The 19191-nt window shown below is 70.7% G+C and carries 17 protein-coding genes; 7 read left to right on the top strand and 10 right to left on the bottom strand.

The genetic code is table 11. The features are described from left to right. Positions 1–4 precede the first annotated feature (4 nt). Positions 5–3085 carry a formate dehydrogenase-N subunit alpha gene (fdnG, locus tag MFF58_RS06765; RefSeq protein ID WP_238286194.1) on the bottom strand — a complete coding sequence of 1027 codons (3081 nt, stop codon included), beginning with the start codon at positions 3083–3085 and terminating at the stop codon, positions 5–7. Between the two features lie 153 nt (positions 3086–3238). Beyond that, positions 3239–3580, bottom strand: a complete 342-nt coding sequence (locus tag MFF58_RS06760) for a hypothetical protein (RefSeq protein WP_238286193.1) — start codon at positions 3578–3580, stop codon at positions 3239–3241. A gap of 149 nt (positions 3581–3729) precedes the next feature. On the opposite strand from MFF58_RS06760, the gene MFF58_RS06755 reads away from it, so the two are divergent. From MFF58_RS06755 to MFF58_RS06735, 5 genes are all read left to right on the top strand, one after another. Next, positions 3730–3915 carry a hypothetical protein gene (locus tag MFF58_RS06755; protein WP_238286192.1) on the top strand — a complete coding sequence of 62 codons (186 nt, stop codon included), beginning with the start codon at positions 3730–3732 and terminating at the stop codon, positions 3913–3915. A gap of 602 nt (positions 3916–4517) precedes the next feature. Beyond that, the gene (locus MFF58_RS06750; protein WP_238286191.1) at positions 4518–5555 is read left to right on the top strand and encodes a sulfate ABC transporter substrate-binding protein; all 1038 of its coding nucleotides are present in this window, start codon (positions 4518–4520) and stop codon (positions 5553–5555) included. A gap of 10 nt (positions 5556–5565) precedes the next feature. Continuing rightward, the gene (gene cysT, locus MFF58_RS06745) at positions 5566–6420 is read left to right on the top strand and encodes a sulfate ABC transporter permease subunit CysT (protein ID WP_238286190.1); all 855 of its coding nucleotides are present in this window, start codon (positions 5566–5568) and stop codon (positions 6418–6420) included. After that, on the top strand, positions 6413–7294 hold the full coding sequence (cysW, locus tag MFF58_RS06740; protein WP_238286189.1) for a sulfate ABC transporter permease subunit CysW: 882 nt from the start codon (positions 6413–6415) through the stop codon (positions 7292–7294). Before cysT ends, cysW begins: the two co-directional genes overlap by 8 nt. A 7-nt stretch (positions 7295–7301) precedes the next feature. Then, positions 7302–8348 (top strand): sulfate/molybdate ABC transporter ATP-binding protein, encoded by a 1047-nt coding sequence (locus MFF58_RS06735; protein WP_279603312.1) that lies wholly within the window; start codon positions 7302–7304, stop codon positions 8346–8348. 212 nt (positions 8349–8560) lie between these two features. Here the strand turns inward: MFF58_RS06735 and MFF58_RS06730 are convergent, their stop codons facing one another. From MFF58_RS06730 to MFF58_RS06720, 3 genes are all read right to left on the bottom strand, one after another. Next, complete coding sequence (locus tag MFF58_RS06730) at positions 8561–9439, bottom strand: amidohydrolase family protein (RefSeq protein ID WP_238286188.1); 879 nt, start codon at positions 9437–9439, stop codon at positions 8561–8563. A gap of 2 nt (positions 9440–9441) precedes the next feature. After that, the gene (locus MFF58_RS06725; protein WP_238286186.1) at positions 9442–10746 is read right to left on the bottom strand and encodes an MFS transporter; all 1305 of its coding nucleotides are present in this window, start codon (positions 10744–10746) and stop codon (positions 9442–9444) included. Between the two features lie 129 nt (positions 10747–10875). After that, entirely contained in the window at positions 10876–11376 is a 501-nt protein-coding gene (locus MFF58_RS06720; protein WP_238286292.1) for a hypothetical protein, read from the bottom strand. A 200-nt stretch (positions 11377–11576) separates the two neighbouring features. Here MFF58_RS06720 and MFF58_RS06715 point away from each other — a divergent pair, with 200 nt between their 5' ends. After that, a complete protein-coding gene (locus MFF58_RS06715) occupies positions 11577–12347 on the top strand; it encodes a phosphodiester glycosidase family protein (RefSeq protein ID WP_238286185.1) in 771 nt (256 codons plus the stop codon). A 155-nt stretch (positions 12348–12502) separates the two neighbouring features. On the opposite strand, the gene MFF58_RS06710 is transcribed toward MFF58_RS06715, so the two are convergent. Next, positions 12503–13633, bottom strand: a complete 1131-nt coding sequence (locus MFF58_RS06710) for an NADH:flavin oxidoreductase/NADH oxidase (RefSeq protein ID WP_238286184.1) — start codon at positions 13631–13633, stop codon at positions 12503–12505. A gap of 189 nt (positions 13634–13822) precedes the next feature. On the opposite strand from MFF58_RS06710, the gene MFF58_RS06705 reads away from it, so the two are divergent. Further along, a complete protein-coding gene (locus MFF58_RS06705) occupies positions 13823–14290 on the top strand; it encodes a phospholipase A2 family protein (RefSeq protein ID WP_238286183.1) in 468 nt (155 codons plus the stop codon). Between the two features lie 47 nt (positions 14291–14337). Here the strand turns inward: MFF58_RS06705 and MFF58_RS06700 are convergent, their stop codons facing one another. The 4 genes from MFF58_RS06700 to MFF58_RS06685 all read right to left on the bottom strand — a co-directional run bounded on the left by MFF58_RS06700 (position 14338) and on the right by MFF58_RS06685 (position 19069). Next, the gene (locus tag MFF58_RS06700; protein ID WP_238286182.1) at positions 14338–15606 is read right to left on the bottom strand and encodes an extracellular catalytic domain type 1 short-chain-length polyhydroxyalkanoate depolymerase; all 1269 of its coding nucleotides are present in this window, start codon (positions 15604–15606) and stop codon (positions 14338–14340) included. Between the two features lie 49 nt (positions 15607–15655). Further along, a complete protein-coding gene (locus tag MFF58_RS06695; protein WP_238286181.1) occupies positions 15656–16075 on the bottom strand; it encodes a ribbon-helix-helix domain-containing protein in 420 nt (139 codons plus the stop codon). 515 nt (positions 16076–16590) lie between these two features. Continuing rightward, positions 16591–18516, bottom strand: a complete 1926-nt coding sequence (locus tag MFF58_RS06690; RefSeq protein ID WP_238286180.1) for a propionyl-CoA synthetase — start codon at positions 18514–18516, stop codon at positions 16591–16593. Between the two features lie 370 nt (positions 18517–18886). After that, complete coding sequence (locus tag MFF58_RS06685) at positions 18887–19069, bottom strand: YdcH family protein (RefSeq protein WP_238286178.1); 183 nt, start codon at positions 19067–19069, stop codon at positions 18887–18889. Positions 19070–19191 lie beyond the last annotated feature (122 nt).

Here is a 19191-nt window from a genome sequence, read left to right as displayed (position 1 = left end):
CCCCTTACGCGACCGCGTCCGACGGAGGCGTGGTCGGCTCGATGTTCACGAGCCAGGCCTTGAACTCCGGCGTCTCGGTGTTGGCGTCGCCCACGACCGGCGTGAGCGAGTTCGGGTGCCATCCTTTCTTGGTCAGGCCCATGAAGCCCCAGTGCTGCGGGATGCCGACGACGTGGACGGGCTTGCCGTCGCAGATCAGCGGCTTGATGCGCTTCGTCACCACCGCCTTGGCCTTCAGGGATCCGCGCTTCGACCAGACGCGGACCCATGAGCCCTTGGTGATGCCCTTCTCCTTGGCGAGCTCCTCCGAGATCTCCACGAAGGCCTCCGGCTGGAGGATCGCGTTGATCCGGGCGTGCTTGGTCCAGCCGTGGAAGTGCTCGGTCAGGCGGTAGCTCGTCGCCGCGTAGGGGAAGTCCTTCGCGTCGCCGAGATCGGCCAGATCGTCCTTGAAGATGCGGGACGCGGGCGCGCCCTTGATCTTCGGGAAGGCGAGGTTGGCCACCGGGGACTCGAACGGCTCGTAGTGCGTCGGGAACGGCCCGTCGCGCATGAGGCCCCGGGTCCACAGGCGGGCGACGCCCTCCTGGTTCAGGATGAACGGCCCGACGCCCTTATCGGGGGCGACCGTCACGCCGTAATCCGGCACGTCGAAGCCGATCCACTGCTTGCCGTTCCACTCGATGAGCTTCTTCTTCTCCGACCACGGACGCCCCTCGGGGTCGCACGAGGCGCGGTTGTAGAGCACGCGGCGGTTGGCCGGCCACGCGAAGGCCCAGTTCGGCGCGATGCCGCGGTCGCCGGGATCGGTATTGTCCCGGCGGGCCATGGTGTTGCCCTTCTCGGTGTAGCAGCCCGAGTAGATCCAGCACGCACAGGCGGTCGTCCCGTCGTCCTTGAGCTGGGCGAAGCCGTCGACCTGCTTGCCCGCCGGGATGATGGTCCCGTTGAGGTCCGGCGTCGGCGCCACCGTGTAGCCGTTGAGCTCGCGGGCGAGCTCCGTCGGCGTCGGCGACTCCGCCATCGCGTAATCCCACTTCAGATTGACGATCGGGTCCGGGAAGGCTCCGCCGTCCTTCTTGTAGGCCGCCTTCACGCGGAGGAAGATTTCCGACATGATCTCGATGTCCGAGCGGCACTCGCCCGGCGCTTCCTGCGCCTGCCAGTGCCACTGCAGCCAGCGGCTGGAGTTCGAGAGCGAGCCTTCCTCCTCCACGAACAGGGTGGTCGGCAGCTCGAACACCTCGGTCTGGATCTGGGTCGGATCGACGTCGTTGTACTCGCCGTGGTTTTCCCAGAACCGGGCCGTCTCGGTCTTGAGCGGATCCATCACCACGATGAACTTCATCTTGGAGAAGGCTTCCGTCATCTTGGCCCGGTTCGGGAACGACAGCAGGGGGTTGAAGCCCTGGATGACGTAGCCGGTCATCTTGCCCTGCTTGGCGAGCTCGAACCCGCGCAGCACGTCGTAGGTCGGCACGTCGAGCTTGGGCAGGTAGTCGTAGGCCCAGTCGGTCTCCTTGGTGGCCTTGTCGCCCCACATCGCCTTCTGGAACGAGACGAAGAACTTGTTGTAGTTCTGCCAGTAGCTCGTCTGCCCGGGACGCAGCGGCTTGAACTGCCGCTTGGCGATGTAGCTCGCGTAGTCGGGCTCCTTCTCCACCGGGATGTTCAGATAGCCGGGGATGAGATTGCTCATCAGCCCGATATCGGTCAGCCCCTGGATGTTGGAGTGGCCGCGCAGGGCCTGCATGCCGCCGCCGAGCACGCCGATATTGCCCAGCAGCGTCTGCACGATGCACATCGAGCGGATGTTCTGCGAGCCCTTGGAATGGTGCGTCCAGCCGAGGGCATAGAGGGAGGCCATCGACTTCTCGGGGGACGCCGTGGTCGCCATCAGCTCGCAGACCTTCAGAAAGGTCTCCTTGGGCGAGCCGCAGATCCTCTCGACCATCTCGGGCGTGTAGATCGCCAGATGCTTCTTGAGGAGCTGCATGACGCAGCGGGGGTGCTGCATCGTCTCGTCGACCACCGCGTAGCCGTCGGGGCCGATCTCGTAGTCCCAGGTGGTCTTGTCGTAGTCGCGCTTGTCCGCGTCGTAGCCCGTGAACAGCCCCTCGCTGAAGTCGTAGCCCTCGCGGACCACGTACCCGGCGTTGGTGTAGGCGGAGACGTAGCGGTGCTGCAGCTTGTCGTTGTCGAGCAGGTACTTGGCCACGCCCGACAGGAACGCGATGTCCGAGCCCTGCCGGATCGGGCAGTAGAGGTCGGCCACCGACGCCGTGCGGGTGAAGCGCGGATCGACGACGATCAACTTGGCGTTGTTATGGGCCTTCGCCTCGACGACCCACTTGAAGCCGCAGGGGTGCGCCTCGGCGGCATTGCCGCCCATCACGGTGATCACGTCCGCGTGCTTGATGTCCATCCAGAGGTTGGTCATCGCACCGCGTCCGAAGGAGGGCGCCAAACTGGCGACCGACGGACCGTGTCAAACCCTGGCCTGATTGTCGAAGACCAGGGCCCCCATGCTTCGGACTGTCTTGTAGGTCAGCCACGCCGTCTCGTTGGTGGTGGCCGAGGCACCCAGGAAGCCCGTCGTGGTCCAGCGGTTGACCGTCAGGTCGCCGTTCTTGGCCACGAAGTTCCGGTCGCGATCCTCCTTGAGGAGCTTCGAGATCCGGTCGAGGGCGAAGTCCCACGAGACGCGCTTGAATTCCGTCGCGCCCGGGGCCCGGTGGAGCGGGTACTTGGTGCGGGTCTCGGCATGCACGAAGTCGAGCAGCGCCGAGCCCTTCGGGCAGAGCGTGCCGCGGTTGACCGGATGGTCGGGATCGCCCTCGATGTGCATCACCGAGGAACGCGCGTTCTTCGACCGGTCGCCCAGGCTGTAGAGGATCACGCCGCACGCCACCGAGCAGTACGGGCACGTGTTGCGGGTCTCGCGCATCTGCGCGAGCTTGAAGGGCCGCACTGCGGCGGCCATGGCGGGCTCGAGGCCGCCGAACCCGAGCGCGCCGAGCGAGCCGCCCGCGAGGCCGGCGCCGGCCCCCTTGAGCAGGCCACGCCTTGAGACCTGGACCGTCATCTCCGCTCCATAAAGCGATTTGGTATAGTTCCAGGGTCTCCCAAAAAAGCGTGCCACAGGCAAGTGTGGTCGCGTGACACAGCAAGTCCCCGTGTCGGGCGCGGCTCGGCACGTTTACCGCCCCGGTATCATCCTGGGGGAGAACGCCTTTTTCTACTTGCTGGGAACCGCGGGGTTCATACCCGAGGGGCTCGCCGTGCGGTGCTCCAGGGGAGCCTGCGGCTCCGTACCTGTGGAGCCGCCGGGCTGGGCGGGCGGGACCGGGCGGTCGGCGTTCTCCTTGATCGAGTGGCCGCCCGGGTCGGGCGCGTCCTTGGCGGCCGATTGCTCCCGGGGCACGGGCGCCTGGCTCCAGCCGTCCTGGGCGCTGCGGGACTTGTCGCCCATGGCGTCGATGCCCTTGATCTCGCCGGGCTTCGTCTGCGCCAGCGCCGACGAGCCGGTCGCGGTCGCCGCGAGCAGGGCCAGGACGGACAGGGACAGGGGACGGGACACGGCGAGACTCCGGGCGGCGGGTTGGAACAGCCGGGCAACGTGTCCCTCGCGGCGGCAGTTCCGGTCCGCGGCGGCGAGGCATCCCCGGTCACGGGTCCTTAACCAAGCTTGAGCATTCTGACGGGCAGCAGGCGCGGAGAACCCGGACGATGTCGAAGCCGAATCCGGAGCGACCCGCCGATATCCGAGCGGACACGAACGCCGCGCCCCTGACGCCCGGGGTCCGCCGTCATCTCGGCCAGAACCTGCGCGTCCTCTTCGCGGATACGCTGGAGGCACCGCCGACCCAGCGCCTCGAGGCGCTGCTCGCGCAGCTCGCCAAGGCGAAGCGCTGAGCCCGGGGCGGGTCTGGGACCGCCGGACGTCCACGTCCATCGCGCAATCGATCACGACATCCAGCGCGCCGGCCTCCAACGGGTTCGGGGCGGTCCCTCCGGGGTGCTGAAGACGTACCCGGATCGCAAGATCGCCGCCGGTGCCGGGACCCGCACGTTCAGGCGGGACGGCACCGTCCTGCCGGACGAGCGCGTCTCCCCGCCCCACAGCCCTCCGGTGGCGTGGTCGCGGCGCCCGGCCCGCGCCATCCCGCATCGCCCGGGTCGGCTGCCGCCGACCCCCGGCGCCAAGCCTTCGCGATGCCGCGTGGCGTGTCAGACCGCGTGCGCCGGCGCACATGAGACCGTTCGTTCTATAAAACCCGATGCGAGGCTGAATTTCTTCCATGGCGCAACGGCCTGGGAGAAGATCCATGTCTTCTCGCGAGCTAGCGCCCTGGAATGGCTTGCATTCTGATCGGGACGGACAATCTTGGTCGCGGCGCACGATCCGGCGTCCGCGAGTTCATGCCTTGACTTTGTTCGTTAAAAAGAACGATCTTCACGGTCATGGGGGCGGTCTGCCCCTGCGTGGCGGCCGCCAGGGACGGGGATCGGACGTGATGAAGAACGCTGTGAGCCGGGCCCTAGTGGCCCGGGCAATCGGTCTGTCCCTGCTGGCCGGTACCGGCCTGTGGACCGGCACGCTGCCGGCGGCGGCGCAGACCGCCCTCCTCAACGTCTCGTACGATCCGACCCGGGAACTCTACCGCGACATCAACGCCGCCTTCGCGGAGGCGTGGAAGACCGAGACTGGCGAGGCGATCACGGTGCGGGCGTCGCATGGCGGTTCGGGCGCGCAGGCGCGCACGGTGATCGACGGCGTCGATGCCGACGTGGTCACCCTCGGCATCCCCTCGGACATCGACGCCATCGCCAGGCTGACCCGCAAGATCCCGGAGGACTGGCGCAGCAAGCTGCCCAACACCGCGACGCCCTACACGTCGACGGTGGTGTTCCTCGTCCGCAAAGGCAACCCGAAGGGCGTCAAGGACTGGGCCGACTTGGTCAAGCCCGACGTCAAGGTGATCACCCCGAATCCGAAGACCTCGGCCGGCGGGCGCTGGAACTTCCTCGCCGCTTGGGGCTACGCCTACAACCAGGACAAGAACGCCGAGAAGGCGGACGCCTTCGTGGGCCAGATCTACAAGAACGTGCCGGTGCTCGACACCGGCGCCCGCGGCTCGACGGTGACCTTCGCGCAGCGCGGCCTCGGCGACGTGCTGCCCACCTGGGAGAACGAGGCCTACCTCGTGCTCCAGGAATTCGGCGCCGACAAGTTCGACATCGTCTCGCCGCCCACCTCGATCTACGCCGAGCCGCCGGTGGCCCTCGTGGCGGTCAATGCCGAGCGCAAGGGGACGACGAAGGCCGCGCAGGCCTATCTCGACTTCCTCTACACCGATCGCGCGCAGGCGATCTTCGCCAAGCACCATTACCGGCCGATCCGCCGGGAGGCGGCCGCCCAGGCCGACCTCGCGCAGCTCCCCGAGATCAAGCTGTTCAAGATCGAGGACCTGCAGGGCTCCTGGGACGAGATCCAGAAGCGGAACTTCGACGCCGGCGGGCTGTTCGATCGTCTGAGCCGGGCCGGCCGCTGAGGCGGACATCATGGTCGAGACGCCGCGCCCCAGACGAACCTTCCGCCGTCCGAGCGTGATCCCGGGCTTCGGGATCAGCTTCGGCTACACGCTGACCTGCCTCGGCCTGATCGTCCTGCTGCCGCTGGCCGGGCTGGTGGTGAAGGCCTCGGGACTCGGCCTCTCCGGGATCTGGGAGGTCGCCACCGATCCGCGGGTGGCGAGCGCCCTGCGGATCAGCTTCGGCGTCTCGGCGGTCGCCGCCCTCGTCGCCTCCGTGTTCGGCTTCCTCGTGGCCTGGGTGCTGACGCGCTACCGCTTCCCGGGCCGCAAGCTCGTCGACGCCGCCGTCGACCTGCCCTTCGCGTTGCCCACCGCGGTCGCCGGCATCGCGCTGGCCTCGCTCTACGCCCCGGACGGGCTGCTGGGTGCGCCGCTCGCGCGCCTCGGGATCCAGGCGGCCTACACGCCGGTGGGCATCTTCATCGCCATGGTGTTCATCGGTCTGCCCTTCGCGGTGCGGACCGTGCAGCCGCTGATCGCCGAGATCGACAGGGAGATCGAGGAGGCCTCCGCCACCCTCGGGGCGACGCGCCGCGTCACGCTCACCAGGGTGGTGCTGCCGCCGCTGATCCCCGCCGTGCTCACGGGCTTCGCCCTCGCCTTCGCCCGGGGCGTCGGCGAGTACGGCTCGATCATCTTCATCGCCGGCAACCTGCCCTACGTGTCGGAGATCGCGCCGCTTCTGATCGTGATCAAGCTCTCCGAGTTCGACTACGGCGGCGCGGCCGCCATCGCCACGATCATGCTCGGGATCTCGTTCCTGACGCTGCTCGCCATCAACCTCATCCAGGCCTGGTCACGGCGGCGGTTCGGCTATGTCTGAGATCTTCTCCCCCGCCTTCGTGCCGTCCGCCAAGCCAGCCCCGGTCGCCTCAGAAGGCGCCGGCACCCGCGCGGTGCTGATCGGGATCGCGGTGACGTTCCTGGCGCTGTTCCTGGTGCTGCCGCTGATCGCGGTGTTCACCCAGGCTTTCTCGAAGGGGATCGCCGCGTTCCTGGACGCCTTCCGGGAGCCCGACGCCTGGAGCGCGATCCGCCTGACGCTGACGGTGGCGGCGATCGCGGTGCCGTTCAACGTGGTGTTCGGCCTCGCGGCCTCCTGGGCGATCGCCAAGTTCGAGTTCCCCGGCAAGTCGCTGCTGATCACCCTGATCGACCTGCCCTTCTCGGTCTCGCCCGTGGTTTCCGGGATGATCTACGTGCTGCTGTTCGGGTCCCAGGGCCTGTTCGGCAGCTGGCTCATCGATCACGGCGTCCAGATCCTGTTCGCCCTGCCGGGCATCGTGCTGGCGACGGTGTTCGTGACCTTCCCGTTCGTGGCCCGCGAACTGATCCCGCTGATGCAGGAGCAGGGCACCGCCGAGGAGGAGGCGGCGCTGACGCTCGGCGCCTCGGGCCTGCACGCGTTCCGGACGGTGACGCTGCCCAACATCCGCTGGGGCCTGCTCTACAGCGTGCTCCTCTGCAATGCCCGGGCGATGGGCGAGTTCGGCGCGGTGTCGGTGGTGTCGGGCCACATCCGCGGCCTGACCAACACCATCCCACTCCACGTGGAGATCCTCTACAATGAGTACAACTTCGTCGCCGCATTCGCCGTCGCTTCGCTCCTCGCTGCCCTTGCCCTCATCACCCTCGTCCTCAAGTCCGTCCTCGAATGGCGCTTCGCCGGCGAGCTCGCGGGCGGGCGGGCGCACTGACGGGCCCTTGGACCGCCCCTCCACGGCGATCCGGATCGAGGCCGTCTCGAAGACCTTCGACACGGCGGCGGTGCTGCACGATCTCTCCCTCGACGTGCGGGCGGGCGAGCTGATCGGACTGCTCGGCCCCTCGGGCTCGGGCAAGACGACGCTGCTCCGGATCATCGCCGGGCTCGACGCGCCGGACCGGGGCCGCATCCTGTTCGGCGGCGACGACGCCACCGGCCTGCCCGTCCAGGAGCGGGCGGTGGGCTTCGTGTTCCAGCACTACGCCCTGTTCAAGCACATGAGCGTGGCCGACAACATCGCGTACGGGCTGAGCGCGCGTCGCCGGGCCGACCGCCCGGCCAAGGCCGAGGTCAAGCGCCGGGTCGGCGACCTGCTCGACCTGATCCGCCTCTCGGGCTTCGGCGACCGCTACCCGTCACAGCTCTCGGGCGGCCAGCGCCAGCGGGTGGCACTCGCCCGGGCGCTCGCCGTCGAGCCGCGGGTGCTGCTGCTCGACGAGCCCTTCGGCGCCCTCGACGCCCAGGTGCGCAAGGACCTGCGCCGCTGGCTGCGGGAGATCCACGACCGCACCGGGCAGACCACGATCTTCGTGACCCACGACCAGGACGAGGCTCTGGAGCTGTCGGACCGCGTCGCCGTCCTCGACCGGGGCCGGCTGGAGCAGGTCGGCACCCCCGACGAGGTGCAGGAGAACCCGGCCTCCGCCACGGTGATGAAGTTCCTGGGCGATTCCGTCGAGGTCGAGGCGATCGCCGAGGGCGGCCGGGTGCGGGTGCGCGGCCGGGAGACACCGGTGGCGGCGCCGCCCGGGGTGATCGGCCCGGTCAAGCTCTACGTCCGGCCGTGGCAGCTGCAGCTCGCCGAGCCGGACGCCGCGCATCTCTCCGGCACCGTGCGCAGCTCCTACCGGACGCAGGGACGCCAGCGGATCGAGGTGGTGGACGCCGAGGGGCGGGTGCTTGCCGTGGAAAATTTCGATGGCGTCCGCTACGCCGCGGGTCACCCGGTCGGCCTGCGGATCAACGGCGGCCACGTGTTCGGGTGAGGCACGTCCGCAGTGCAGGAGACGCTTCCGGCTCTGCGGCCTGCCCCGGCCGCCAAATCGGGGCAGCGGCGGCTTCACTTGGAAATCGGCCTCGATCAAATGCAAGTTGAATTGCGATGTCGAGAGCACCGTGAGAGCGTCGGAAAGACGGCGGGATCGATCCCCGACTTCGTCGACCTGTCGGGACGATCAGTCGCCATGCCCGTACGCCTTCACGCACCAGCCCCGAATCCGTAGAGCCGCCGCGGGTTGTCGACGAAGACCAACCTGCGCCGGTCCGCGTCCGGCACCCAATCGGCCATCAGGTCGAGGAGCATCGTGGTCCGGGGCGGCCCGTCCCAGGCGGCCACGTGCGGCCAGTCCGAGCCCCAGAGGCAGCGCTCGGGCGCGGCGTCGTTGAGGGCGCGGGCGAAGGGAATCGTGTCGGCGTAAGGCGGTCCGGTCACCGAGTCCCGGAAGGCGCCGGACAGCTTCACCCAGTTGCCGTCGGCGACGAGGCCGAGGAGCGCCTGGAAACCCGGGTGGTCGACGCCCGCGGAGGTCGGCATGTGGCCCATATGGTCGAAGACCAGCGGCACCGGCAGCCGCGCGAGGCGGCCGGCGATGGGCGGCAGATCCCGGGCGTCGAGCAGGAACTGGAGGTGCCAGCCCATCTCGCGGGCGAGCGCCCCGTAGGCCTCGACCGCATCCAGCCCGACCCCGCCGCCGAACAGCACGTTGAGGCGCAGGCCGACCACCCCGGCCTCCTTGAGGGCGGCGAGCTCCGCGTCGGGCAGGCCCAGCGGGATCACCGCGATGCCGCGCAGGCGCTGCCGGTTGGCGCGCAAGGTCTCCACCATCAGCCGGTTGTCGGTGCCGTGGACGCTGACCTGGACCAGCACGCCGTTGGCCATGCCGGTCCCGTCGAGCATCGCGAGATAGCGCTCGGCCGGGGCCGCCGGGGGCGTGTAGCTGCGGTCCGGCACCAGCGGGTAGTCGGGCGGCAGGCCGATCACGTGGGCGTGGGTGTCGACCGCGCCGGCCGGTACGGCGTAGCGGGTCGGGCCGCCCGGATGTGGGTCCGGGGCGGGGCAGTCGCGGATCTCGGGCATGATCAGGTGTCCGCGTGCAGGACCCGGCCGCGGGTCTCCGGCAGCGCGAAGGCCGCCACGAAGAAGATCCCGTAGGCGAGGGCCGCGAAGATCGCGATGGCCGAGGCGAGGCCGGCGCGCTCCGCGAGGTAGCCGACCAGGGCGGGGAACAGGGCGCCGATGCCGCGGCCGAAATTGTAGCAGAATCCCTGCCCCGAGCCGCGCAGGCGCGTTGGGTACAGTTCAGTCAGGAACGCGCCCATCCCGGAGAAATAGCCGGAGGCGAAGAAGCCGAGCGGGAAGCCCAGCACCCACAGCACGCCGTTCGAGAGCGGGATCTGCGTGTAGGCGATGACCACCGCGATGGCGCCCAGCGAGAAGATCAGGAACAGCGGCCGCCGCCCGAGGCGATCGGCGAGCCAGGCGCCCACGAGGTAGCCGGCGAACGAGCCGACGATCAGCGCCGCGAGGTAGCCGGTCGAGGAGACGATCGACAGGTGGCGCTCGGTGGTGAGGAAGCGGGGCACCCAGGTGGTGATCGCGTAGTAGCCGCCCTGGCAGCCCGCCGCCGCCAGGGAGGCCAGCAGCGTGGTCTTCAGGATCGGCCCGGAGAAGATCTCCCAGATCTGCGGCCGGTCGCCCGTGGCGGCGGCGCGCGCCCGGGTCTCGGCGGCGACCTGCGGCTCCTCGACGTAGCGGCGCAGGTAGAAGATCAGCAGGGCCGGGAGCGCGCCCACCGCGAACATCCAGCGCCACGCCGTCTCGGGCGGCAGGATCGAGAACAGCACCGCCTGCGACAGGACCGCGAGCCCCCAGCCGATCGCCCAGCCGGACTGGACGGAGCCGACCGCCCGGCCGCGATACTCCGCCCGGATGGTCTCGCCGATCAGCACGGCGCCGGCCGCCCACTCGCCGCCGAAGCCGAGGCCCAGGATCGCCCGCGCGACGAGGAGCTGCTCGAAATTCTGCACGAAGGCGCAGAGCAGGGAGAACACTGAGAACCACAGGATGGTGATCTGCAGGGTCAGCACCCGGCCGATGCGGTCGGCGATGAAGCCCGCGAGCCAGCCGCCGAGCGCGGAGGCCAGCAGCGTCACCGTGGCGGCGAGCCCGGCCGTGCCGGAATCCACGTGCCAGAGGGCCATGATCGTCCCGATCACCAGCGGGTAGATCATGAAGTCCATGCCGTCGAGGCACCAGCCGGCGGCGCAGGCCCAGAAGGTGTGCCGCTCCGGCGGCGTCATGGAGCGGTAGAACGCCGCGAGGCTGGCGTCGCGGATCTCGACCGCCTCCACACCAGGGGTCCCCTGCCCGGTTGCCGTACTCATAGCCGTCTCCCGCCGTTCGATACCGGTATCAGCGTCCTAGACAGTGCTATCGGACGCTGCGGGAACGCAGGCAAGGAAAAGGCCGCCCGAAGGCGGCCTGTCCCGATCTTTTCGTTGCGCCGTCGCGGCTCAGTAGCAGCGCTCGACCAACACGCGGCGGTAGCCGTAGGGGGTCCAGCGCACCCGCGGGACCGTGTAGCAGCCGCCGCCGTAGCCGTAATCGGCGCCGTAGCCGTAGCCGACGGGGGCGTAGCCGCCGCCGTAGCCGTAACCGTAGCCTGGATAGCCGTAGCCGCCGTAGAGGCCGCCGGCCGCGAGACCCAGGCCGACGCCGAGGCCCAGGCCGCCGAGGCCGTAACCGTAACCGCCGCGGTAGCCGTAGCCGCGACCGTAGAAGCCGCGGCCGTAACCGAAGCCGCCGGGCCGGAAGCCGGCGCCGCGGAAGCCGCCGCCGAACCCGCCGCCGCGGAAGCCGCCGAAGCCGCCGCCCCGGAACCCGCCGAAGCCGCCCCCATGGAAACCGCCGCCGTGGAAGCCGCCGCCGCCGAAGCCGCGCGCGTCCGCGCTGGCCGGCGCCAGAACCAGGGCACCCGCCGCCAGCAGGGCCGAGCCGAGCACTGCACCCTTCATCATCGTCTCCGTGGAATACCGCCCTCTTGAATAGAAAACGCGCCAGCGGCCAAAACGGTCCAGCCTGCCGCCGCGGCGCGCCGCCGCTGACGCGGCCCGCAAGCCCCGGCACGGCCTCGGACACGAAAATCGCCGTTTTCCGGAGGGAGACGCGGCACGGCGACCGCTTCCCGGCGGATCCGCGCAGCACGAAACGAGTGATGACGATGCGTCCCGTTCACGCCCTGTTGATCGCGCTCCTCGCGCTCCTCGCGCTCCTCGCGCCGCCCCTGCCGGGCCGCGCGGCCGCCGCGCCGGCCGCTCCGGAGACCTGCCGGGCCGTCGAGGCGCAGGGCGAGACCTTCACGGTCTGCGCGGTCGATCTGCGGCGGCAGCGGCTGCGGCTGTTCTGGCTCCAGGCGGACGGGCGGCCCTACGGCTCCCTCGGGACCCTCGCGGAGACGCAGGGGGGGCGCCTGAGCTTCGCGATGAATGCCGGCATGTACGACAAGGACCAGGCGCCGGTGGGCCTCTACGTCGAGGATGGCCGCGAATTGAAGCGCGCCTCGACCGCCGACGGGCCCGGCAACTTCCACCTCAAGCCCAACGGCGTCTTCTGGGTGAAGGGCGAGACGGCGGGGGTGCTCGACACCGCCCGCTACCTGCGGGCGAAAATCCGGCCGGACTACGCCACGCAATCCGGCCCGATGCTGGTGATCGACGGCCAGATCCATCCGAAGATCTCGACGGATGGGCCGAGCCAGAAGATCCGCAACGGCGTCGGCGTGCCGGCGGACGGGCACGTGGCGATCTTCGCGATCTCCGAGCGCCCGGTGACCTTCGGCGCCTTCGCGCGGCTGTTCCGGGACGATCTCGGCTGCCGCAACGCCCTGTTCCTCGACGGCTCGGTGTCGAGCCTCTACGCGCCGGGTCTCAAGCGCTCGGACATCAGCCGGCCGCTCGGGCCGCTCGTCGGGGTGCTGCCGCGCTGAGCTTCAGCCGGCCCGGCCCCGGATCCCGGCCTCATCCTGAGATGCGCGCGAAGCCGCCTCCAAGGCGGCGTCCGCCGCCCTGCGCCGCGTCAGGATGAGGGCGCGCATGGAACGCCGCCGTCGGACGGGGACCCCGCACGCGCCCGAACCAGCCCTCACCGCTGGCCGAACGCCGTATCCTTGAACAGCGCCTTGAACTCGCGCGGCTGCGAGCGCCAGTACTGCTTGGGTGCCCGGACCGCGGCGCCGAGTTCGGCCGCCGCGTGCCAGGGCCAGCGCGGATCGTACAGCATCGCGCGGGCCAGGGAGATCGCGTCGGCCTTGCCCTCCTGCAGGATCGTCTCCGCCTGCTGCGCCTCCGTGATCAGCCCGACCGCGATGGTGGTCAGCCCGGTCTCGGCCTTGATCCGCTCGGCGTAGGGCACCTGATAGCCGGGCCCCAGGGTGATCGCCTGCTTGGGCGAGACGCCGCCCGTGGAGACGTGGAGCGCGGGCGAGCCCGCGCGCTTGAGGGCCTGGGCCAGCGCGACGGTCTCGTCGAGGTCCCAGCCGTCCTCGACCCAGTCGGTGGCCGAGACGCGCAGCCACACGGGGCTGCCCGCCGGCACGACGTCGCGCACCGCGTCGTAGATCTCCAGCGGGAAGCGCATGCGGTTCTCGAGGCTGCCCCCGTAAGCATCGGTCCGCTTGTTGGCGATCGGCGACAGGAACTGGTGGAGCAGGTAGCCGTGGGCGCCGTGCAGCTCCACGGCCTCGATCCCGAGGCGCACGGCGCGCTTGGCGGTGGCGACGAACTGGTCGCGGACGCGCTTCAGGTCGGCGGCGTCGAGGGCGTGGGGCGGGACCTCGCCCTCCCCGTGCGCCACCGCCGAGGGCGCCTCCGTGCGCCAGCCGTAGGCCTGCTCCGGCGGGATCTGGTGCCCGCCCGCCCAGGGCGCCTCGCTCGACGCCTTGCGGCCGGCATGGGCGATCTGGATGCAGATCGGCACCGGTGCGTACTCGCGCACGGCATCGAGCACGCGGCCGAGCGCCCGCTCGCAGCCGTCGTTGTAGAGGCCGAGATCCCAGGCGGTGATCCGCGCCTCCGGGGAGACCGCGGTGGCCTCCAGGGTCAGCAGGCCGGCTCCCGACATGGCGAGCTGGCCGAGATGCATCATGTGCCAGTCGGTGGCCTCGCCGTCCCGGGCCGAATACTGGCACATCGGCGCGATCAGGATGCGGTTCTCGAGGGTGAGACCATCGAGGGTCAGCGGCTCGAACAGGCGGGCGGTCTTCGGCGATGTCATGGATGGCTCCGGCGCTCTGAGACCAATCTGGCGCAGGATCGTCGCGACCGCCAGCGTGGTGCGGCAGGTCAGCCCTGCGGGCGGGGCGCGGGAACTTGCGGCGGCGACCCACCGTTTTTCGCGCTGTTGCCGCATTGCGGTAGCCGCTGCGAACCGCCTGAGGGGGCGAATTCGCCGGAGATCACCATCATGTTCCAGAGACTTGCCGCCCCGTTCCTCCTGGCCGCGGGGTGCGCCGCCCTCGCCGCACCATCCTACGCTCAGCCGGCCGCGTTCGGCGGGCCCAAGGTGCTCATCCACGGCAACTATTGCGGACCGGGCAACAACGCCCCGCTGCCGCCCATCGACGCCCTCGACGCGGCCTGTGCCCGCCACGACGCCTGCACGCCGGAGGGCGGCCTACCCTCGCCGGCCTGCAACCTCCGCCTCCAGCGGGACGCCGCGCTGATCTCCCGCGATCCGCGCCAGTCCCAGAACCTGCGCTCGCTCGCCGGCCTCGTCGCGGCCACCGCGACGCTGATCCCGTCCGAGCCCGCTCCGCGGAGCATGCCCGCGTCGGTCACGACCAGTCCGGCCCTGGGTGCCGACCTGACGGCGCCGGACCCGACAGCCTCCGCCGGCCTGGACGACGAGGGCGACGCGCCGGACGCCGACTGACGGGGTGTCGGCGCGGCGCGTCCGCCGCGCCGGCGGACGCGCCGCGGTCAGGCGCCGCGCGCCGGAGCCTGTGCCAGGAAGAACCGGATCATCTCGCGGCTGGCATCCGGGCCGCGGGGATCGGTGTAGGATCCCTCCGGGCTGCCGCCCGACCAAGCGTGGCCGGTCCCGTGCAGAACCCACTGCTCCAGCAGTGGTCGACCTGACGCGTCGCTGCGGACCGTCCGGGTGTAGGCCGTGCCGCCCGGGCTCGTGCCGCGGGTGACGGCCTCGGCGAGGCCCGGGGCCGGTGCAGCCTGCTCGGCCACCTGATCGCCGTTGACGGGGTGCACGGTCCGGTCGCCGTCACCGTGGAACACGATGGTGGGTACCGTCCGCCGGTTGCGCCCCGGCGCCGCGCCCTGCCCCTTCATGGCCGCGAAGGCGCCCGGCATGTCGCGGGCCGCTCCGCAGGCGAGCCCGGAATGGACGCCGACGGCGGCGAACAGGTCCGGATAGGTGGCGGCCAGGATCGCCGCCGCCGCGCCGCCGGCCGAGAGTCCGGCCGCGTAGACCAGACCGGGATCGGCCGAGAATTCCGCCACGACCGCCCGCGCGATGCCGGCGATCAGCGCCGGCTCGCCGCCCTCGCGGACCTGATCGCCCGCCGTGAACCAGTTCCAGCAGCGCTGGAGATTCGCCGATTGCGGCTGCTCCGGATAGGCGACCAGGAAGGTCTGTTCCTCGGCGAGCGCGTTCATCCGGGTCCCGGCGGCGAAATCGTCGGGATTCTGGGTGCAGCCGTGCAGCATCACGACGACCGGGAGGGCCTGACCGCTGTAGCCGCTCGGGACGTAGACCTTGTAGCGCCGGCTTCCGGCGGCCTCGGCGAACACGCGCTCCTCGAACCGCGCGCCGGGCGGGACGTCGACGGCGGGACCGCGGCCTGCCGGAGGGGCCTTCGGCAGGTGATCCCGCAGCGCGCGCATCATCGCCGACAGGTCCGGACCCGGCTCCGAGCCACCGGCCCGGTCCGGCGCCGTCCAGGCACCGCCGGCCGCCGTCGGCGCCTCCATGTCGAGGGTCGGCCCGTGATGGCCGGCGGCGTCGGGCCGGTCGATCATGGTGCGGCGTGCCTCAGCCCACTGCGCGGCGGCGGCCTCCTGGACGCGGCGGAACCGCGCCATCGCGTCCTGCATCCGGGCCGCCCGGTCCCCTGCCCCGCGGGCCTTGGACGTCCGCGCGGCCGCGGCCTCGAAGGCGCGGGGGTCGAATTTCGGCACCCCGAACGCGGAGAGGTCGAGTTTGGACGGGTCGAGTTTGGGGAAGCGGAACATGGGGACGATCCTTGTGCGGCGTTGGGCGGGCGGAGGGGCGTGCGGGCGGTCAGGTGGTCCGGTCGGCGAGCGCCGCCTTCACGGCGGGACTGGCCTGGAAGGCGCCCAGCACCTCCACGGAGGCGATGGCGGCCCTGGCCAGCTCGGGCGTGACGTCGGCAGCGATCGTTGCGAGCCCGAGGACCTGGATGGTGAGCGGCGTCCCCGCATCCCGGGCCGCCTCCAACGCGGCCCGCGAATAGTGCGAGAGGCCCAGGCGGAGCTGGCGCCGCGCCACCGACTGCCGAACCGCCTCGTCCTGACGGTCGAGCTGGTTGCGTACCGCCGTGCGGATGAAGTCGGCCCGGTTGGCGTAGAAGCCGTCGCGAACCATCAGGTCGACCCGCCCGAGATCGACGAAGCCGAGATTGACCGTGATCTTTTCGCTGTCCGGCACCTTCGGCCGGAGATCGTGGACGTTGTCGGTCATCGGTCAGATGCTCCAGGCCATCCGGTTGGATGGTCTGAAGATGGTATTGGGATGTTGTGACGCAAGAGGGCGGTCGTCGGATGATCGATGATCGCGCGGCCGCACCCGGCTCCCGGGCGGACCGGCTCGGGCATTTCGCGCCCTCGACCCGGTGCGGCCACGGGCGATACAGGAAGGACGTCCCGGCGTCCGAGGGGGCGAACACGATGTGAGGGGCGCCCCCGTCATGGCCCGGCGGCGAGGGAGACCCGGACCGGAAGCGGCCCGCCGGAACCAGGGGGCCGGACACGCCATCCAACCCGCCGTCCGACCCACCACGTGGCGCGTGGGCCACTCCGGTCTTCAGGTCGCGATCCAGCCTCTCGCCGTTCGTGGAGCCGAGACGTTCGACCTAAGCCCGCGGGGAGGCCTCTCCTTTCAGGAAGACCCGTCGAAGGCTCTTGTGAACGGGGCGTGGCGCCGTGGTCCTGGGCCCCGGAGACCCGTCGCCGGAGCCCGCATCGGCGGACCGGACGTCAGCCGGCGCCGATGCCCCGACCCTTGAGGCTCTCGCCGATCTCGTCGAGGGCCGCGGCGTCGTCGATCGTCGCCGGCATCGTCCAGGGCTCGTCGTCGGCGATGCGCTTCATCGTCGCCCGCAGGATCTTGCCCGAGCGGGTCTTGGGCAGCCGCGGCACGGTGAGCGCCAGCTTGAACGCCGCCACCGGCCCGATCTCGTCGCGCACCTTGGCGACGAGTTCCCGCTCGATCGCCTCGACCGGCCGGGCCACGCCGGCCTTGAGCACCACGAAGCCGCAGGGCACCTCCCCCTTCAGCGCGTCGCGGATGCCGATCACCGCGCATTCGGCCACGTCCGGGTGGCTCGCCAGCACCGCCTCCATGCCGCCCGTGGACAGGCGGTGGCCCGCGACGTTGATGATGTCGTCGGTCCGCCCCAGGACCGTGATGTAGCCGTCCGCGTCGATCACCCCGGCATCCGAGGTGTCGTAGTAGCCCGGGAAGGTGGCGAGGTAGCTCGACCGCATCCGGTCGTCCGAACCCCAGAGGGTCGGCAGGCAGCCGGGGGGCAGGGGCAGGCGGATCGCGATGGTGCCCATCGTTCCGGCCGGGACCGGCTTGCCGCCCTCGTCCAGCACCTCGACCCGGTAGCCCGGCATCGGCACGCAGGTGCTCCCGTGCTTGACCGGCAGGGCGCCGAGTCCCAGGGGGTTGCCGGCGATCGGCCAGCCGGTCTCGGTCTGCCACCAATGGTCGATGACCGGCCGGTCCAGCACCCGCTCGGCCCAGGCGACGGAGTCGGGATCGGCGCGCTCCCCGGCCAGGAACAGGCTGCGGAAGGCCGAGAGGTCGTGATCGGCGATCCGGGCGCCCGCGGAATCCTCCTTCTTGATGGCGCGCAGCGCCGTCGGCGCGGTGAACAGGCACGCCACCCCGTACTCGGCGGCGACCCGCCAGAAGGCGCCGGCATCGGGCGTGCCCACCGGCTTGCCCTCGTAGAGCACCGTGGTGCAGCCGTGCAGGAGGGGCGCGTAGACGATGTAGGAATGGCCCACCACCCAGCCGATGTCGGAGGCGCAGAAGTAGGTCTCACCCGGCTGCACGCCGTAGAGGTTCGGCATCGACCACGCGAGGGCGACGAGGTAGCCGCCCGTGTCCCGGACCACGCCCTTCGGCTTGCCCGTCGTGCCCGAGGTGTACAGGACGTAGAGCGGGTCGGTGGCGGCGACCGGGACGCAGGCCGCGCGCCGGCCCGCCGACCGGGTCGCCGCCACGGTCTCGGCCCAGTCGCGATCCCGCTCCGGCGCGAGGGTCGCGGCGCCTTGCGGGCGCTGCAGGATCAGGCACGCATCGGGCTTGTGGCGCGAGGCGGCGATGGCCGCGTCGAGGAGCGGCTTGTAGGCGACCACGCGGTTCGGTTCGATGCCGCAGGAGGCGGCGAGCACCACCTTCGGGGCCGCATCCTCGATCCGCACGGCGAGTTCGTTGGCCGCGAAGCCCCCGAACACCACGGAATGGACCGCGCCGAGCCGGGCGCAGGCCAGCATGCCGAACAGGGCCTCGGGCACCATGGGCATGTAGAGGATCACGCGGTCGCCCTGGCCGACACCGAGGTTGGCCAGCACGGCTGCCAGCACCGCCACCTCGTCGCGCAACTCCCGATAGGTGATCGCGCGCTTCGTGCCGGTGACGGGCGAATCGTAGCGGATCGCGACCTGCTCGGCCCGCGCCCCGTCGGCATGGCGGTCGACCGCGTTGTGGCAGGCGTTCAGCGTGCCGTCCGGGAACCAGCGGCCATAGGGACCGGCCTCCGGCGCGAAGGCGCGCCGCGGGGCCTGCGCCCAGTCGATCGCCCGGGCCGCGTCGAGCCAGAAGGTCTCCGGGTCGCGGCGGGCCGTCTCGTAGGTCTCGGGGTAGCGGCCCGGAAGGCTGACGGTCGTCATCGGCTCGGCGTTTCCTCGCGGACCGCTCTCCGGCGGCACCGCCAGATTACCGCATTCCTCCGCGCAGGCGAGACGGGTCTTGTGCCCGAGGGCGCTCAAACGCGTCCGCGTGGCGGCGGCGATCGCGTGGAGTGATCGCGTGGACTGAGGGTGCCGCGCTCGTTCCCCCGGCCGGGGTCCGGACGGTTCAGGGCGCGGCGCCACCGTCCCGCCGGGGGCAGGCCGTGGGGGAAGCGGATCCGGGACCCGGCACGTGGCGCGCCGCGAAGGCGGTTCCCGTCGACCCGGGGCGAACGCAAAACCGCCGCACCGGGGTCTCCGATGCGGCGGCGTGTTCATGACTATGTCAACCGTGCGGTCGTGCCAGGGCTCAGTGCAGCGTGTTGTTGCCGGCCTGCAGCCGCTTGATCTCGTCCTTGAGGAGCAGCTTCCGTCGCTTCAGTTCGGCGATGTGGAGGTCGTTCGCCGAAGGCCTGTGGATCGCGTCCTGAATCTCGCGCTCGAGGGCTTCATGCTTCCGGGCGAGTTGGCTCAGATGCGTCTGCAGCGACATGAGTCGTATCTCCTGTCATCGTTTCGACACGCTGAGACTGACACAGGATGCCACACCAGTTGAAGCCTTTTCTCCGGTCAAGCTTGGTGAATGCTTGTCGGGCCGGCTTGTCCCGCGGGAGG

Source organism: Methylobacterium longum (assembly GCF_022179385.1).
Classification (GTDB): Bacteria; Pseudomonadota; Alphaproteobacteria; order Rhizobiales; family Beijerinckiaceae; genus Methylobacterium; species Methylobacterium longum.
This window is presented reverse-complemented; position numbering and strand designations above follow the sequence as displayed.

Excerpts from the sequence above, each read along its gene's own strand:
- MFF58_RS06755 (WP_238286192.1), top strand. The coding sequence starts at position 3,730 with ATGTCGAAGCCGAATCCGGAGCGACCCGCCGATATCCGAGCGGACACG.
- MFF58_RS06750 (WP_238286191.1), top strand. The coding sequence starts at position 4,518 with ATGAAGAACGCTGTGAGCCGGGCCCTAGTGGCCCGGGCAATCGGTCTG.
- cysT (WP_238286190.1), top strand. The coding sequence starts at position 5,566 with ATGGTCGAGACGCCGCGCCCCAGACGAACCTTCCGCCGTCCGAGCGTG.
- cysW (WP_238286189.1), top strand. The coding sequence starts at position 6,413 with ATGTCTGAGATCTTCTCCCCCGCCTTCGTGCCGTCCGCCAAGCCAGCC.
- MFF58_RS06730 (WP_238286188.1), bottom strand. The coding sequence starts at position 9,439 with ATGCCCGAGATCCGCGACTGCCCCGCCCCGGACCCACATCCGGGCGGC.
- MFF58_RS06725 (WP_238286186.1), bottom strand. The coding sequence starts at position 10,746 with ATGAGTACGGCAACCGGGCAGGGGACCCCTGGTGTGGAGGCGGTCGAG.
- MFF58_RS06720 (WP_238286292.1), bottom strand. The coding sequence starts at position 11,376 with ATGAAGGGTGCAGTGCTCGGCTCGGCCCTGCTGGCGGCGGGTGCCCTG.
- MFF58_RS06715 (WP_238286185.1), top strand. The coding sequence starts at position 11,577 with ATGACGATGCGTCCCGTTCACGCCCTGTTGATCGCGCTCCTCGCGCTC.
- MFF58_RS06710 (WP_238286184.1), bottom strand. The coding sequence starts at position 13,633 with ATGACATCGCCGAAGACCGCCCGCCTGTTCGAGCCGCTGACCCTCGAT.
- MFF58_RS06705 (WP_238286183.1), top strand. The coding sequence starts at position 13,823 with ATGTTCCAGAGACTTGCCGCCCCGTTCCTCCTGGCCGCGGGGTGCGCC.
- MFF58_RS06700 (WP_238286182.1), bottom strand. The coding sequence starts at position 15,606 with ATGTTCCGCTTCCCCAAACTCGACCCGTCCAAACTCGACCTCTCCGCG.
- MFF58_RS06695 (WP_238286181.1), bottom strand. The coding sequence starts at position 16,075 with ATGACCGACAACGTCCACGATCTCCGGCCGAAGGTGCCGGACAGCGAA.
- MFF58_RS06690 (WP_238286180.1), bottom strand. The coding sequence starts at position 18,516 with ATGACGACCGTCAGCCTTCCGGGCCGCTACCCCGAGACCTACGAGACG.
- MFF58_RS06685 (WP_238286178.1), bottom strand. The coding sequence starts at position 19,069 with ATGTCGCTGCAGACGCATCTGAGCCAACTCGCCCGGAAGCATGAAGCC.